Source organism: Limnohabitans sp. Rim8 (assembly GCF_945869175.1).
Classification (GTDB): Bacteria; Pseudomonadota; Gammaproteobacteria; order Burkholderiales; family Burkholderiaceae_C; genus Limnohabitans_A.
Genome location: NZ_CAMBNZ010000024.1, coordinates 17193 through 32593 on the forward strand (window position 1 = coordinate 17193; position 15401 = coordinate 32593).

The following is a 15401-nucleotide window of genomic DNA, read 5'->3' on the forward strand; positions in this document are numbered from 1 at the left end:
AATTGGTATCTAAAAACAGTAGGAAAAATAGCCGTCATTGTCCTGAAGCCGCTATCAAGGCGGGCGTTAATGCTGGTGATAACGTTGTTGCTGTTGAGCCGTTCATGCCATTCTGGCGCATACCGAATGCAACGCCCAATATCAGGCTCAGCAGGCTTGCAAGCATGAAACAACTGACCATGAGAATGGCCGATTGACGGCTCAAGGTAAAACGCACGGGACCGTTCAGACCACGAACAGCCGGAGAAACCTTGGGCCTTTCTATCGGCAGCCCGCCACATACAAAAACGGTCAGCACGCAACTGCACAAAAATGACAAAAGCCGTGCTGGACCCTCGCTAAAGAGGTTGATAGCGGCAAACAGCGGTAAAGCCGCTTCAAACGGCAACTGCAAATGGGCAACCACAGCGACAGCAAATCCCAAGCTGGCCAAGCCGCTTGCGCCCGCCGAAGCCAAGGCCGCAAAGACCGCCACGGGTGCCAAGGTCATCATTTCAAGCAGTGTGAGTTGTTGGCCGTATAAATTTGCCACAAAAACCGTCAGCATCGCGAAATGCAAAGCTGCACCTGTTCGAAGAAAAACGGCACTGGTCGGCATCAGCATTTCAACAATGCCCCGCGAAAAGCCCAATCGATTGCTCAATGCTTCAATACTGGCAGGCACTGCAGCAAGTGGGCTGGCCGATATCAGGCTCAGCACGGACGCTTCTTTCAGGGCTTGCAGCACTTGGGAAAAAGGTGCCTTGGCCAATTTGATGAGCACCAACAACATGATTAAAGCCATCACGCTGCACAGGATCCAAAAAGTCAATAAATAGCCACTCATCGCACGCATCAAGACGGCATCCCATTGACTGGCCATCTGAGCGGCATAGGCCAACACAAGCAATGGCAAGGCCAAATTGACCATGCTGATGGATTTTTCGAGTGCGCGGGAAATAGCATCCAACTGGTTCACAACCGTGTCACTCATTGGGCCCCGCTGTACCGTAAAGGCAAGGCCAAAAAACAAAGTGCAAAACATGACAGCCGCAAGATCACCGCTTGACAGAGCGAAAAAGACGTTATCAGGCAAAGCCCAGTTTGGCTGCGACTGAATGGGTCCATGACCGCCCCCAAGGTCCATGGACTCGCCCGCAGGGGCTTGCCTCATGACAAAATCGCCAAGCGTTTGTTGATCTTCGGGGTTCAGTTGCCCGCCAATTTGGCTCCACTGCGCCGTCAAAATACCGGCCATGGCAAAAATCAACATCAGTGCTGCACCCGCAAGGACAATCATCCCCAACCGATAAACCGGATGTGGCAAACCCAATAAGTGCCTTAACCCAGACAAGATGGCCACCACCAAAAGCGGCATGCAAATCAAGTTAAGCAATGCTGTACTCACATACACCACCACCCATGCGGGTGCTGACCAGGCCGGCGGTCCCATGCCGAGCAAAGTCCCTGCTGCAGCGCACAGCAGCAGCAGCAAAGGGTGAGTCGCGTGAGTGGCCAAGAATTTCATGGGTTGCGTCAAATCTTCAGCGGACGTGGACAGATCATGGAGACTGCAGCGGTGTTACCAATGACCAGCACCATCGTACGCAAGATGTCGCACACGGGGTCAACAGCCAAAAATAAAATGAAAGCCGCCTCAAAGGGGAGACCCAAATAACCGCAGACCATGCTGGTCAGAGACATGGTGACCAAACCGGTCATGCCAGCCGAGGCGAACCCGGCCAAGACCGATACGGCCAACAGCAAAGCCAACTCATGTGCTTCCAAGTTGCGTTCATAAAGCTGGGCAATGAACAAAGTGGCGCAGGCGTAATACAAAATGGGTCCCACCCGCAGAATGGAGTCGCTCAGTGGCACCAATAGCTCGACCCTGGCTTTGGCAAAGCTCAGGCGCTGGGCGAGCGTTTCAATCATGGCGGGCATACAGGTCACACTGCTGCGCGTGGCAATCGCCAAGGCAAAAGGCCCTCGCAGAGCGTCCATGGTCTCGCTCAGGCTGGCGTTACCGCGCTTCCAAATAATGAGAACAGCCAGCGCCAAGAAAATCAAGCTGGCTACACCGAAGGCCAGCACAAAATTGGCCATGGCTTTCAAGGGCTCAATTCCAGACCCGGCAATCTGCGCGGCGCTCATGCACACCAGGACTACAGGCAAAGGGTAGTTCAGCCATTTTGTTAGGGTTTGACATGTCTGGTAGACCGTCTCCAATGTTTGCGACAAGCCACCAGCGATGCGGTTAGGAACATAGCCCAAGGCCATGCCAAACAGCAGTGAAAAAATCAAAGCTTTGAGTGTTTCACCTTTGGCCAAGGCTTCAAAAATGTTGGAAGGAATCAGAATCAGTACCATCTCTTCCAGAGATTTACCCTTCTGAGCATTTTCGTCGACACCGTACAATTCCATCGTCGTATAGGTCTTGGACAGATCGTCGTCAACAATTTGACCAAATGTCGCCAACGTCTCCTCAGACAAGTTAGAGCCGGGTTGTGTCACGCTGAAAGTCAGAATGCCAACAATCGCAGCCACCACGGAAAAGCCCGCGAATGCCAGAACCACACGACCCGCGATGGGCCTGGCACCACCCTCCTGGAAAAGTTTTTGGACACTGAAGACTATTGCTGAAACCATGAAAGGCAGTACGATCATCTTGAGCAAATCAACATAAATCTCGCCCACGACGGCCAACTTCAAACCAACGGATGGCAACGCCCAACCCAAAGTGAACCCAATCACAAGGCAAGCCAGAATGATCCAAGGATTGAGTATGAGTTGTTGAATTTTTTGTGCGTTCACGGATTGGACTCCAGTGCGTTCAGAACTTTTTGGATGTCCAACTTGTCACGTTTTGCGACAGCATTTGGTTGGCAAAGGCAAGCAAGGTAATGTCGTTCACACCCAAGGCAATCCCCAAAGTGTCCTCGAGGTCTTTCAGGGTGACCGTCCGAAGCCTAAGGGCTGCGGACGGCGCCTCTCTCAGCGGGCGTTTGATCTCGAACTCGTTACTGAACAAGGCCAAGACAGGCGCTAGCAAGCTGCACTGAAGCCAAGACACACGACCTGCTTGGCGCATGCGTTGCGGATCAGGTCGCAATGAGCGGGATATTTCAGAGTTCATTTTCAGATCAATCAAGTTACGTGGATTCATCAATTGGATCTGCCAAGCGTGACAGTTGGATTGACAACAGGTGAGGGTATCGCACCACCAACAGGCGGGAGCGGTGGTAGCGCTGGGGTCGGTGGCGAAACGGGCATGCTCAGTGCCGGTGCCGGAGGTACTGCGGTCACTGGAAGCTGCAAATTGAGTTGACTTGGCGCTGTCAGTGCAGCGGGTTGCCTTGCCTCTTGTGCACCCCATTGCTGTCCGAACTGAAACCCTAAGGCAAAAAGCAGCACCATCAGGGATATAAACCCGATCACTGCGATGGCGATCAAGCGGGGAGTCATGTTGAAACGATAGTCCATTGCAGAGGTGGTGTTGGGTTTAACAATAAAAATGAGGTCAAGGCACCATGACGGTGAATTGACCCGGAAGGTTGATGGAGATCACGCCACCCCACATGCACATGAGCTTTGAGCTGTTGTTCAGAGCGGGCATGTTGCCAAGCAATACCGTGGGCGCGCCTGGCACCCAAGGTGCCATGGTCATGGGAATGCAAGGCATTGGAACCAATACGCCCAATGCAGCTGCCGTGGCGGCGGCCACCATGGGGTTGGCCATGGATTGGCACATGCCAAAGGGCATGACATTGGCCATGGGTTTGTTGTCCATGATGTTGGCTGCAGGGGGGCCGCCGGCCATGACCCTGCTGATGGGAATCACCATCAATGCGCCTGGGGCCACACCAAAAGTGCATTTCGTCATGGCACCGGTACATACTTGTTGTCCCATGCCCTTAGCCCCTCACCAGTTTTTCTAACCGTGCCAGCAAACCCGGCTGGGCTTTGTCGTTGTCAAGCTGGTGGCCTTTGTTGTCAAAGCGAAGCGGGAGACCTACGGGAACGCCTTGTTTGTAGACGACCTCTTCCATCAATGCCCCGCCTGGCCAGTAACGGCGCATCGGTCCTTCGAGCACATTGGCTCGGTAGGTGGCCACTTGAATCAGGGAACCATCACGGTCGAAATCGCTGACCTCACCTTCGAGAAGGCCTTCGAGGTAAACCGCTTTGCGCACCACCCGACCTTCGTGAAAAAAGCGGGTTGACCCCTCAATTTGGCCTTTCACAAAATGCATCTTGGCACTGGGCTGACCATCGCTGTGGTAAGTGACTGCTGGGCCATGAGGTGTGCCATCGACAAAATTTTGTTCAGAAACACAGCGTCCTTGAACGAACACGCGGGTCAAGCCATGCTGACGACCCTGCACATAAGCGGCGACTTGCAAAGGCTGACCTTGCTCGTCAAATTGATACAACAAGCCGTCCAATTGGCCAGCGGCATAGTTGGCACTCAGTTGCGGCTTGCCATTGGGCCAAAACCGGTCCATACGGCCGTGCAGTTGGCCCTGACGCAACCACGTCCGACTGATCAGACCGCCATTTTCATCGTGCTCGTCCAGGCGCTCCGGTTCCAGACTTTGCAACGGTGTCAAGCCATCGTTGGGACCGATGGATGGCTCAGAGGGGATGGGGGCGGTGACCATGTCTGTTTGCTCTTGAGGCTCAGTTGATCTTGACCAAGCCGCCTTTGATGGTCAGCATCCCACCGCCATCAACCGTTTGCATGGCCGAGGCCTTGTGCGTGATCATGGCGCCTTTGTTGTCCAAAGTGGTCCCTGCTTGATTGACCAAGCCCAGCGATGCTTTGTTCGTCAGCGCTGTGCCCGCCTGGTTGGTCAAGGCGGTTCCGGATTTGTTGGTCAAGGCAGTACCGGCCTCATTCGTTAAAGCAGTGCCGGCTTTGGCAGTCAACGTGGTGCCAGCATTGAGCAAAACGGTTTTGGCCGACTTGATGGTGATGCCACCCGTGACATCCAACAAAAAATCACCCGTGACTTTCAGCGTGAAGTCACCCTTGACAGTGTGCTTGAAGTCGCCCTCGTTGTCGTGCGTTTCGTCGCCCGTGATGGTCAAAGCGCGCGTGCCCTTGACCTTGTGGATTTCTTTGCCTTTTTTTACGTCGACGGTGCGATCACCTTCGGTCAGGGTATGAATCTCCGCGCCCTTGGTCAGCGTCGTAGTCAGCGCGTTTTCAATTTCTACTTTCATGTCCTTTTGGGCATGCATGTAAAACTCTTCGGCGTCTTTTTTGTCTTCAAGACGAATCTCGTTACCCGCCGTACCCTTGGGTGAAGATCTGGTTTTGATGACACTTTGAGTCTGGTTCGTCGGCAAAGTCACCGGTGTGGCGTTTTCGCCGTTGTAAACGCTGCCCGTGATCAAGGGCCGGTCAGGGTCGGCATCGATGTAACTGATGACCACCTCCTGCCCCACCCGGGGCATGAACAGCGTGCCAAAGCCTTTGCCTGCAGCGCTTTGCGACACACGCACCCAACATGAACTTTTTTCGTTTTTGACCCCGACGCGATCCCAAAAAAATTGAACTTTGACACGGCCCTCCTTGTCGGTCCAGATTTCCTCGTTCGCTGGACCCACCACCAATGCCGTCTGGCTGCCCGCCACACGAGGCAGCGGGGTGAGGCGCTGCGGGCGAAACGGTACCGTGGCCAAAAAAGCTTCAAAACGATTGCGGTACGTGTCGTTGCGAGCGATGTGATGCACACGACGCAAAACATAAGCCTTGTTCAGACTGGAACGAAAATGTCCAGATAACGTGAATTTGGTGCCTGCCGTGAATGGATAAACATAGCCGTTGCCACGCAGCTCTTGGGCCTGAAGTTGGCTGGCTTCGACCCGCAACTTGGCCAGCGCATTGCCTGCAGCCACCGTCTCATGCTTACCCGGCCAATGTAACAACTCGCCCTTGCCCAAAGTGCCACTGGCGCTCACGTCCAGCGACGTGCTGGGTTTGCTGGGGTCGTAGTCTCCCTGGCTGTGCTTTTGCGGCACCAACCGATTTTCCAACTCAAATGACGCGATCGTGTCGATCATGTGGTCAGCGCCTGACTCGGGAAAAAAGCGCACAGTGGCCGCGTCAGTGCATGCCAGGTGGGCAGTGGATGCATCGGCCAGCACAAGGGTATGTGCACCGTTTTTGAATGTGAAAAAGTAGAAAATACCCGCACTCTCCATCAAGCGGGAGATGAATGCGAAAGCGGTTTCATCATGCTGAACACAGTAGTCCAACGCGGTGTAAGTGCCCGTCAGCTTGGCCTCGAAGGTGATACCGAAATCGCCCAGCACCGCCTTGATGATGTCTGGAATGGTCTTGGTCTGGTAAATGGCACGGTCACTGCTAAGTGTCAGTAGCCACAGTTTGGGCGCCACTTCAGCGGCATAGTGGGCCAGCCCATCTTCACCGCCGCTTTGAATAAAACGGGTGGCAATGCCATTGAAGTAGCGTTTTGGACCATTTGGTATTTCTAAGGTGACGGTCACTGCATTGCCAATAATTTTGCTGGGATCTACATCACTGTTCAAACTGCGCATGTGCAACATGAGTTTGAACATTTCTGAGATACCCTCAGTGGCCTCCATCGCGTCCAGCACCAACTCGTCAGTCCCCAAAGGGGTACTGACCTTTAAAAAAGTGTTGGTCTGTGCGAATCCGGCTGTCATGGCATGGCGCCGCGGGTGTCGGTACTGAAACGATAAGCAAAACGGCCTTGAGCATCCAGTGTCATGGCAATGGCTGCAAAAGGCAGGTCCAAAGCCATCCGCTCAAGCACCAGGCTGGAGAGTTCAGGCAGCACCGACTGGGTGAGGATGTAATCCACATTTCGGGCACCGCTGTCAACTTCTGTGCAACGTTCGGTGATAGCGCGAACCACTGAATCGTCAAACATGAAATGTGCAGCGTGGTTCAGATGAATGCGCTCTGCGAGTCGGGCCAGCTTGAGTTTGACGATGCCCATGATCTGCTCATCACCCAACGGGTAATAGGGCACCAACACCAACCGACCTAAAAAGGCTGGGCTAAATTGCTTGAGCAGGGCGGGTCGAAGGCGCTCGACCAATTCCTCGGCCGATGGCCTAAAGCCTTTTGCACAAGCGTCGGTGATGATGTCTTGTGCAGCGTTGGACGTCAGCAAAATCAAAGTGTTTTTGAAATCGATTTGTACGCCTTCACCGTCGTCCATGACGCCTTTGTCGAAGACCTGAAAAAAGAGCTCCAGCACATCGGGATGGGCTTTTTCCATTTCATCAAGAAGCACCACGCTGTAGGGACGCCGACGCACCGCCTCGGTCAGCACACCTCCTCGCCCGTAGCCTACGTAACCCGGTGGCGCGCCCTTGAGGCTGGAGACAGAGTGGGCCTCTTGAAACTCGGACATGTTGACGGTGACCATGTTGCGCTCGCCGCCATAAAGCAGGTCAGCCAAAGCAATCGCGGTTTCTGTCTTTCCTACGCCACTGGGTCCAACCAACATAAAAACGCCCACAGGCTTGCCGGGGTCATCCAAATCTGCACGGAAGGTGCGAACACGCCGGGCTATGGCGTCCAGGGCTTGGGGCTGACCGACAAGTCGTTCAGCCATGCGGTCTTGTAGATGCAGCACAGTATGCAACTCATCAGCCATCATCTTGCCGACGGGAATCCCTGTCCAAGCTGAAATGACAGAGGCCACCGTGCCTGAGTCAACGCAGACCGTCACCAAGGGGTCGTCATCCTGCAAAGCTTCAAGACCCTTGTTCAGTCGCTGCAACTGCATGGTCACGAGTTGTGGGTCTTGCTCGTCGTCACCGTCTGAAACCGTGGCTGTGCCGTTGGCAATTCGACGGCGCAAATCCACGATTTCAGCCACAGCTTCTTTTTCACGGGCCAACTTGTCTTGCAAAGCCACCAATCGGATTTGCACATCTTTCAAACTGAGTTCAGCCTTGGCAATCGCTTCAAGGCGATCAATTCCAGTGGCTTGTTCGTGGCGAAGTACGCGCAATCGACTTTCTGTATTGCCTTGTTGACGTTGCAAGGACTCCACACCCTCAGGCAAGCCACTTTGCCCTACGGCCACACGGGCGCACGCGGTGTCCAGCACGCTGATGGCTTTATCGGGCAGTTGCCTGCCGGTGATGTAGCGCTGCGACAGCTTGACCGCATCGCAAACCGCTTCATCCAGAATTTCGATGCCGTGGTGTTTTTCAAGAGCAGCGACCATGCCGCGCAGCATTTCGATGGCCACATCGGGAGAAGGTTCGTCAATCTTCACCACCTGAAAGCGCCTCGCCAAGGCGGGGTCGCGTTCTACGTATTTTTTGTATTCAGCCCAAGTGGTGGCGGCAATGGTGCGCAACTCGCCGCGCGCCAACGCCGGTTTAAGCAAATTGGCGGCATCTCCTTGCCCCTCTGCACCTCCAGCGCCAATCAGCTGGTGAGCCTCATCGATGAACAAAATCACTGGGGTGGCGGAAGATTTAACCTCGGCAATGACCGACTTCAAGCGATTTTCAAATTCACCCTTGACACCTGCTCCGGCTTGAAGCAAAGCCAAATCTAACGAACGTACCGATACATCTTTCAAAACCGGTGGCACTTCACCGCGCACTACACGCTGTGCAAAACCCTCCACCACTGCCGTCTTGCCCACCCCCGCCTCGCCAGTGAGGATCGGATTGTTTTGTCGTCTGCGCAGCAAGACGTCGATGATCTGGCGGATTTCATTGTCACGACCACGTATGGGGTCCATCTTGCCGTCTCGGGCTTGGGCCGTGATGTCGGTTGTGAACTGGTCCAGCGATGGGGTAGCCGAACCCCCTTGTCGCATGGAAGGCATTTTCAATGGCGCACCATCGGCCAAGCTTGCTGGGTCGCCTGAGGCACGCGTGGCGCCGCCCGCATCTTCTGCCGACTGAGCCAGCAAGGCGGGCAGTTGCTCGCGAAGAGTTTTGCGCGGAATATCCAGCAAAGCAGGTGCGGTCTCCAGCAGCAAACCCCGCAGGCTGTCCACTTCCAGCAAGGCCAAGAGCAAAGTACCCGAGCGAACTTGTTGTTCGCCCAACAACATAGAGCTGAGCAGCCAAGCCTCTTGAAACCAAGGTGCGAAATGCGGTGATAAAGCGGGTGTGCGGCCATTGCCACGCTTAAAACGGTCTAGGCTTTGCTGCAACTGCGAGACGACCAAGCCAGCGTCAACGCCAAACTGAGGCAGGATGAGGGCCATGTCAGGCGAACGATCGTCCACCAAGTGCAACAGCAAATGTTCAATGTCCACATGAAAGTGGGTTTGTCGGCCGCACAGTTCGGCCGCTTGCTTCATGGCCAGCTTGCATTCCGGGTTGAGCTTGGCCAGCAGGGTGCGAATGTCTATTTCCATTGTTTTCTTTGCTATCTTTCGCAATGCGCGGGCATGAGCAGCGTTTTGATGGACTGAAAGGCTTTGGGAGCTTGTGGGTCGCCACTTTGCGTCAACCAACTGGTCCAGCCCAAGCGAGCTTGGCCCAGGCGCGGCAAACTGGCGCTGGCTTGTGCTTGTGGTTGGAGCACCAAGCGCACTTGCAACTCCGACTGGGTGTGGCGGCGCACAAGCCAAGACATGAGAACATGGTCTTGCCCTCCGGGCAGCAGACTTTGCAAACGGTTGATGGGTGTTTCTAAAACAATGAGTTCGATGCCAGCTGCGGCGTCCCAAGCACGCTGACCCAACACGGCTTGGTAACCCAACACAGCAAGGCCCAAAGGGGGTTGGTCTGCCAAGTCCAGAGTTTGCCATCCACCCACAAATTGCCGACCTTTCAAAACAAGGCTCAGCCGATCAGACAGCAAGGTGAGTAAATTGAGCATGGACCGCGGGGCTGCGTTTTGCAATCCTGCATGGTTCAAACGTGCCACCTCACCAACTGGTCCGCGCGCACCTTCGGCGCGTCCCAGGCCGCTGATGGCATCTATGGTTTTGGCCAGTGGGTTGTCTTGTTGGCTGGCCCGCCAGTTCAAACCGATGTGGTGTTTTTTGCGACTTCGATACAAAAAGGCCAACCATCGGCTGTGGAAAATATCCAGAAAATCCAATGCGGCGCGGTCTTTGGCAGTACGGCGCTGCAACAGCATTTCTGTAAAAGGCAGGGGAAGCGGGCCGTTAGCGCCAGCCAAACTCATGGCCGCAGATGTCAGGGTACTTCGATCTTCTGGCGTAGACGCTGGCTGTACGCTGACAACGTCACTGGGTGCAAAAGCCAAAGATATATTGCCACGCAGTAACGCAGCCTCGTCGAGACCCACGCCCGTACCCAGGGCAAGTCGCTCGGGAGCATGGCGTTCGAGCAGGCTGATCGCCTGAAACAAATTAAAGCCTTGTGGCCGACTGTACAGCCGGTCAATCAAAGCAAGTTCTGGTGGCCGCACATGGGCTCCCATCGCTTCCAGTCCTCGCCATTGCGGCGGGCTGTCAAACGTACAAATGAATTGACGGTGGTGTAAAGCGCAAAAAAGCGCGCCAGAACTGCCGACAAAAGTAAGGGCGAGCCACCCACAAAAGCAGTCTCGTCAAAACCCAGTTGCACCTCGGTGCCACGGCAAAAGCCACGCCAGGCGTCGCTTCCCAAGCGGGCCGTGACACCGCGCGCTTGCAATGTGCGCACACCTTTGATTTGCGCCAAGTCCCGTGCGCCACTGGAGGCAAACAAACTGAGCATGTCGCGCAAAGTTTGAACCCCATTGGTGCCGCCTACCAACGACTGGTGGTTCAGCCTGAGCAAGCCAACCAAGCGCCACATTGTGGCGCTCGACAGAGGTGGGTCGCGCTGTTCGGAAGGCTCGTACAAACAAGTGATGGCCAAGGAAGAGGACAGGTTTTCAGCACGTAAGCGTGTCTGAGGCCGCAACTGACTGGCCAAGCGGCGATTGGTACATAAAAGCTGCGCAAAAACCACAGGCTCAGACGGTACGCTGCGGGTGTTGTTGGGATCCACAAAAGACAAAAACATGTCTGTGCCCGTGAGGTTGGCACGCAAGCTGGTTTCTCGCCTGGCCGACCAGAAAACTTCAGGCCGTGCTTCAGCGCTGTCTTGTTGACCGCCAGCGCTTGCGCCAGATGTATCTTGCGAATCCAAAGCGGCGAAGGCGGTTATGCGCTGCGGTCGGTCAGCGTCTGGGTCGGATGCTACGACCGACAAAATGGAATGAACTTCGGTGGTACTTTCAAATTGACGGTCTCCAACCAGCAGGTACTCATGATGTCGGTGATCAATCGTCATCGGTTCACTGGTACGGTTGAATAAGTTCACAATGGGCACGCACCCCAGTTTGAAACTTTCCGCATCCAACCCACGCAATCCACGGGCACTGCGGTCCAATTGCAAACGTAACTCAAAATGCTCACCATGACCCGTCAGACCCGACAGGCCCGTGAGGTCAAAAAAATGGAATTTCCCGGGGAATGAAAAATATTCTTGAAGCAAACCATACGCGGCTGCAGCATGCGGTGGATTGGGCAGCACAGATTGATCAAGGTCATAACCCACCTCTCGCCAAGCAGTGCGCGGCAAATGCCGAACATGGCCCTGCGCATCGACCACATCGACCCCCATCACGGCGCTGACCAACAAGTCATAAAGTGGCATGGTGCTCATCCAGTCGCCATGCAAGTGCAGACGCAGACTGTCCAAGGCCAACTCATTGGCAGTCAGGCCTTCCGAACAGCTGACTTGTAAACACAAGGTGGATGCGCCAGACAAGCGCACATCGGTGATGTCCAGTGGCCACAGCACATTGTCCCAAGCAGTTCGCATGCGACAGGTTTCACCACTGGCCGTGCGCGCCACCAAGGATGTATGGCGAGGCACCACATAACCTGCTGTGACCTTGCCTTGGGTGGGGTCCAACGCCAGTTGCGCCACCGAAATCGACGGGACTGGCTGCATCAACGACGGGCACTGACTTTCCAGTAAAGCGGCTGCGACTTGGGGAAATTCACGGTCCAGATCGCGGTGCACGCGTGCGGCCAAAAATGCGTTGGCTTCGATCAGGCGTTCTGTATGTGGATCAGGAGACTCTGCGCCGCCCAAAGCCAGTCGGGAGGCTACTTTGGGGTAACGGGCTGAGAAGTCAGCGCCTTGATGACGCAAATAAGCCAGCTCGCGTTTGTAATATTCAATCAGGTCATCGTCGGCAAGCATCAGACAGTCTCCGATACGCCATCGGACAAGTTCACTGGAATATCGAAGTCAACCCTGCGCAAGGTCATACCCAAGCGAACTGCACCTGATATTTGCAACTTGGCTTGCCCGCGGTGGTTGCTGCTGTCATCGTGCATTGCAACAACTTGGGTATGCGATAGCCTCGGCTCAAACAGCGCAATGGCATGTTGAACGGCTTGACTCACCAAAGCCAAATCGTCAGAAGATTTGCAGGACAAAGATGAAAAATCAGGAATGCCAAAGTCCAGAACGGTGCCTTGGCATTTCAAAAATTCGGCCATGGTCAAACCGCAGCGTGTGTTGAGCAAACTGGCGATCTCATTGGCAATCGATGCTTGCAGCCCCGCCGCGTCAAAAGCCGCAGCGTCACCCATCTCACCGTCCCGAGCACACAAGCGCTGAAACAGGGGGATGGCTGCGCTACGGGACAGTTCAGACATGGGCTAGCGCAACTCGGATTATTTGGGTGTGGCTGCAATATTTTTAACCAGATCCCAACCAAAACCAGCAGAACCTTTTTTCGTCGAATCCTTGTTTTGCTGTGAGTACACCAGACTAATGGCGCTGTAATTCAAAGAGAACGAGTCGCTGGGCTGGCCGCCGCCACCGCTGGTCGAAATGTTGGAGACCATGGCATCGGTCAACACGTATTCGATCAATGACATGAACTTCGAGCCTTCGGTCCGGCCAATGTGGATTTTGGCATCGCCCAACTTGGTGCCAGCCACGCAAGCGCTGTAAAGAGCTGGCGTAGAAATGTCTGCAGATTTGGAAAAGTTCATTTCCGAAAAGTTGGGACGACCTGCTGTGCGCTCTGTGTTGGAGCGGTCCATTTGCATGGGGATGGACGCGCTGTGGCTGAACGACAGGATGATGATTTGGCCAATATTGCCATCCAATTCGCAATTGCCTTTGATGTCTTTGATTTCAAGAATGATGGTATCCATGAACAGCTTTCAATGATTTATGAAAGGCGAGGCCTAGGGCCATCGCCTTGGGTTGAGGTGAGTGGACGTGTATTGATCAAGCCGCAGCAGCGGGCAATTCCGCCACCAAACGGATAGAGGCTGTCAGGCCTTCCATTTGAAAATGCGGCTTGAGAAAGACCGTAGCGTTGTAAACACCGGGCTTGCCAGCCACGTCTGTCACATCAATGCGGGCTTGACTCAAAGGAAAGCGGGCTTTCATCGCTTGTGGGGCAGCATCGTTGAGCAAGACGTAATCAGCGATCCAGTTGTTGAGGTATTCCTCCACACTTCCGCGCGTTTGGAAACTGCCCACTTTGTCACGCATGATCACCTTGATGTAATGCGCAAAACGTGATGCAGCCAACACATAGGGCAGACGTGAAGAAAGCTCAGAGTTGGCGTTGGCGTTGTCTTTGTTGTAGACCTTGGGTTTGTTGGTGGTCTGTCCACCAAAGAAAGCCGCAAAATCAGAGCCTTTGGAGTTAACGATAGAAATGAACCCCAAGTCATTGAGTTCTTTTTCACGCCGATCGGTGATGCTCACTTCGGTTGGGCACTTGAGCAGCACGTCACCTTCGTCTGTTTTGAATGCGTGGGCAGTGAGTGCTTCAACCTTACCGCCGCCTTCAACGCCACGAATCGCTGTGGTCCAGCCGTAGTTGGCAAATGCGCCTGTGATGCGCAGTCCCAGCTGGTATGCCGAGTTGGCCCACAGGTATTTGTTGTGGTCGGAGCCGTCCACATCTTCCTCAAAATTGAAGCCCTCAACTGGAATGGTTTTGGCGCCGTATGGCAGGCGGGCAGCATAGCTTGGCAAAACCAAGGCCACATAACGTGAATCTTCGCTCTCGCGAAAGCCGCGCCAAGTTGCCAGTTCGGCACTTTCAAAAATCTTGGACAGGTCGCGAGGAACGCCCAGTTCTGTGAATGACTTCATGTCAAACATGGCAGGCGCTGCAGCCGCAATGAATGGCGCATGAGATGCGGCAGCCACTTTGGACATGCGCTGGAGCAATGCTTGGTCTTGCGGGTGACGGCCAAACTGGTAGTCGCCAATCAGCAAAGAGAAGGGATTGCCGCCGAATGTGCCGTATTCTTCTTCGTAGATTTTCTTAAACAAGGCGCTCATGTCGTGATCGACAGCGGTCTCCAAGTCTTTGAGCAACTCTTTTTTGCTCACGTTCAATAAACGAAGCTTCAGACGGGGACCTGTTTCTGTGCCAAAAACCATGTCGTGCAGACCGCGCCAAGACGCTTCGAGCGCCTGGAATTTCTCGTCGTGCATGATGGCGTTGAGCTGCGCAGACAGAATCTGATCGATTTCTGCAACGCGCTCGTTGATCATGGCAACCACGCCCTTGTCAGGACTGGTTTTCATGCCCTCGTCCAAAATTTGCGTGGCAAATTGGCCCAGCAATTTTTTGGCGTATTGGTCTTGCGATGGCTCAACGGCCATATTGCCTTCTTGGACAATGCGGTCGAGCAAGCTCAGCTCGTTGGTTGTGGTGGTACTGGCGCCTGCAGCGTCGGATTTTTGTTTGGTGGCCATGGTGTTCTACCTAAGAATGAATGGAAACTAAAGCAAGCCGCGGCTTACTCAGCAGTAGGCGCATCTGCGCTGGCGGCGGCTGTTTCAGCGGCTTCGCTGCCGCGCAAGGCTTTGAGTTCTTCGGTGTTCTGAACGATGTTGCCCAACAAGGCGTCCAGTTCGTCATTGCCGTCGAGTTTGCCGAGCAAGTCACGCAACTGTTGACGCGCTTCCAAAAGGCGTGCCAAACGAGGAACTTGATTGACGATCGATTCAGGGTGGAAATGCTCAAACTCAGTGAAATTGAGTTCAATTTTCAAATTGCCCTCTTCCTTCAATGTGTCTGGCACAGAAAGGTCAAGGCGTGGGGCGATCTTGCCCATGATTTCGTTGAAGTTATCTCGGTCGATTTCCACAAAACGGCGGTCTTTCATCTTGGCCGGCGGCAGTAAAGGCTGACCACTCAAATCTGCCATCAAGCCCACCACCAGAGGCAACTCTTTCTTTTCGATTGCATCACCAATTTCAACGTCATAGGTGATTTGGACACGCGGGGGGCGGTTACGTCCTACCCACTTTTGCAGACTGTCTGACATACGAAACTCCTGTATCAATAACGTTGGAAATCACCCAAATAATGGGCAAATCAGATTGTCATCATGAAGATGATCATTGACTTTATACAAAAAAATTGGAAAAATAAAGAAGTTTCTTTT

At 54.1% G+C, this 15401-nt stretch carries 13 protein-coding genes; all 13 read right to left on the reverse strand.

Annotation, left to right across the window (positions count from 1 at the left end; translation table 11 throughout):
* Positions 1-34: 34 nt before the first annotated feature.
* Positions 35-1507: a cation:dicarboxylase symporter family transporter gene (locus tag Q0O19_RS05720; RefSeq protein WP_366939033.1), complete on the reverse strand. Its 1473-nt coding sequence runs from the start codon at positions 1505-1507 to the stop codon at positions 35-37.
* An 8-nt stretch (positions 1508-1515) separates the two neighbouring features.
* On the reverse strand, positions 1516-2793 hold the full coding sequence (locus tag Q0O19_RS05725; RefSeq protein WP_295520855.1) for a cation:dicarboxylase symporter family transporter: 1278 nt from the start codon (positions 2791-2793) through the stop codon (positions 1516-1518).
* Between the two features lie 19 nt (positions 2794-2812).
* Complete coding sequence (locus Q0O19_RS05730) at positions 2813-3115, reverse strand: hypothetical protein (protein WP_295520857.1); 303 nt, start codon at positions 3113-3115, stop codon at positions 2813-2815.
* A 384-nt stretch (positions 3116-3499) separates the two neighbouring features.
* Positions 3500-3889 carry a DUF4280 domain-containing protein gene (locus Q0O19_RS05735; RefSeq protein ID WP_295520858.1) on the reverse strand — a complete coding sequence of 130 codons (390 nt, stop codon included), beginning with the start codon at positions 3887-3889 and terminating at the stop codon, positions 3500-3502.
* A 4-nt stretch (positions 3890-3893) separates the two neighbouring features.
* Positions 3894-4640 (reverse strand): toxin-antitoxin system YwqK family antitoxin, encoded by a 747-nt coding sequence (locus tag Q0O19_RS05740; RefSeq protein ID WP_295520860.1) that lies wholly within the window; start codon positions 4638-4640, stop codon positions 3894-3896.
* 19 nt (positions 4641-4659) lie between these two features.
* Positions 4660-6675 (reverse strand): type VI secretion system Vgr family protein, encoded by a 2016-nt coding sequence (gene tssI, locus Q0O19_RS05745; protein WP_295520862.1) that lies wholly within the window; start codon positions 6673-6675, stop codon positions 4660-4662.
* A complete protein-coding gene (gene tssH / locus Q0O19_RS05750) occupies positions 6672-9371 on the reverse strand; it encodes a type VI secretion system ATPase TssH (protein ID WP_295520864.1) in 2700 nt (899 codons plus the stop codon). Before tssH ends, tssI begins: the two co-directional genes overlap by 4 nt.
* 11 nt (positions 9372-9382) lie before the next feature.
* Positions 9383-10408, reverse strand: a complete 1026-nt coding sequence (gene tssG / locus Q0O19_RS05755) for a type VI secretion system baseplate subunit TssG (protein WP_295520865.1) — start codon at positions 10406-10408, stop codon at positions 9383-9385.
* Positions 10372-12168 carry a type VI secretion system baseplate subunit TssF gene (gene tssF / locus Q0O19_RS05760; RefSeq protein ID WP_295520866.1) on the reverse strand — a complete coding sequence of 599 codons (1797 nt, stop codon included), beginning with the start codon at positions 12166-12168 and terminating at the stop codon, positions 10372-10374. Before tssF ends, tssG begins: the two co-directional genes overlap by 37 nt.
* Positions 12168-12629 (reverse strand): type VI secretion system baseplate subunit TssE, encoded by a 462-nt coding sequence (gene tssE / locus Q0O19_RS05765; RefSeq protein ID WP_295520868.1) that lies wholly within the window; start codon positions 12627-12629, stop codon positions 12168-12170. Before tssE ends, tssF begins: the two co-directional genes overlap by 1 nt.
* 18 nt (positions 12630-12647) lie before the next feature.
* On the reverse strand, positions 12648-13136 hold the full coding sequence (locus tag Q0O19_RS05770; RefSeq protein ID WP_295520870.1) for a type VI secretion system tube protein Hcp: 489 nt from the start codon (positions 13134-13136) through the stop codon (positions 12648-12650).
* A gap of 76 nt (positions 13137-13212) precedes the next feature.
* Positions 13213-14706 carry a type VI secretion system contractile sheath large subunit gene (gene tssC, locus Q0O19_RS05775; protein ID WP_295520872.1) on the reverse strand — a complete coding sequence of 498 codons (1494 nt, stop codon included), beginning with the start codon at positions 14704-14706 and terminating at the stop codon, positions 13213-13215.
* A 44-nt stretch (positions 14707-14750) separates the two neighbouring features.
* The gene (gene tssB, locus Q0O19_RS05780; RefSeq protein ID WP_295520873.1) at positions 14751-15281 is read right to left on the reverse strand and encodes a type VI secretion system contractile sheath small subunit; all 531 of its coding nucleotides are present in this window, start codon (positions 15279-15281) and stop codon (positions 14751-14753) included.
* Between the last annotated feature and the right edge of the window lie 120 nt (positions 15282-15401).

Excerpts from the sequence above, each read along its gene's own strand:
- Q0O19_RS05735 (WP_295520858.1), bottom strand. The coding sequence starts at position 3,889 with ATGGGACAACAAGTATGTACCGGTGCCATGACGAAATGCACTTTTGGT.
- tssB (WP_295520873.1), bottom strand. The coding sequence starts at position 15,281 with ATGTCAGACAGTCTGCAAAAGTGGGTAGGACGTAACCGCCCCCCGCGT.
- Q0O19_RS05770 (WP_295520870.1), bottom strand. The coding sequence starts at position 13,136 with ATGGATACCATCATTCTTGAAATCAAAGACATCAAAGGCAATTGCGAA.
- Q0O19_RS05720 (WP_366939033.1), bottom strand. The coding sequence starts at position 1,507 with ATGAAATTCTTGGCCACTCACGCGACTCACCCTTTGCTGCTGCTGCTG.
- Q0O19_RS05730 (WP_295520857.1), bottom strand. The coding sequence starts at position 3,115 with ATGAACTCTGAAATATCCCGCTCATTGCGACCTGATCCGCAACGCATG.
- tssF (WP_295520866.1), bottom strand. The coding sequence starts at position 12,168 with ATGCTTGCCGACGATGACCTGATTGAATATTACAAACGCGAGCTGGCT.
- Q0O19_RS05740 (WP_295520860.1), bottom strand. The coding sequence starts at position 4,640 with ATGGTCACCGCCCCCATCCCCTCTGAGCCATCCATCGGTCCCAACGAT.
- tssG (WP_295520865.1), bottom strand. The coding sequence starts at position 10,408 with ATGGGAGCCCATGTGCGGCCACCAGAACTTGCTTTGATTGACCGGCTG.
- tssC (WP_295520872.1), bottom strand. The coding sequence starts at position 14,706 with ATGGCCACCAAACAAAAATCCGACGCTGCAGGCGCCAGTACCACCACA.
- tssI (WP_295520862.1), bottom strand. The coding sequence starts at position 6,675 with ATGACAGCCGGATTCGCACAGACCAACACTTTTTTAAAGGTCAGTACC.
- tssH (WP_295520864.1), bottom strand. The coding sequence starts at position 9,371 with ATGGAAATAGACATTCGCACCCTGCTGGCCAAGCTCAACCCGGAATGC.
- tssE (WP_295520868.1), bottom strand. The coding sequence starts at position 12,629 with ATGTCTGAACTGTCCCGTAGCGCAGCCATCCCCCTGTTTCAGCGCTTG.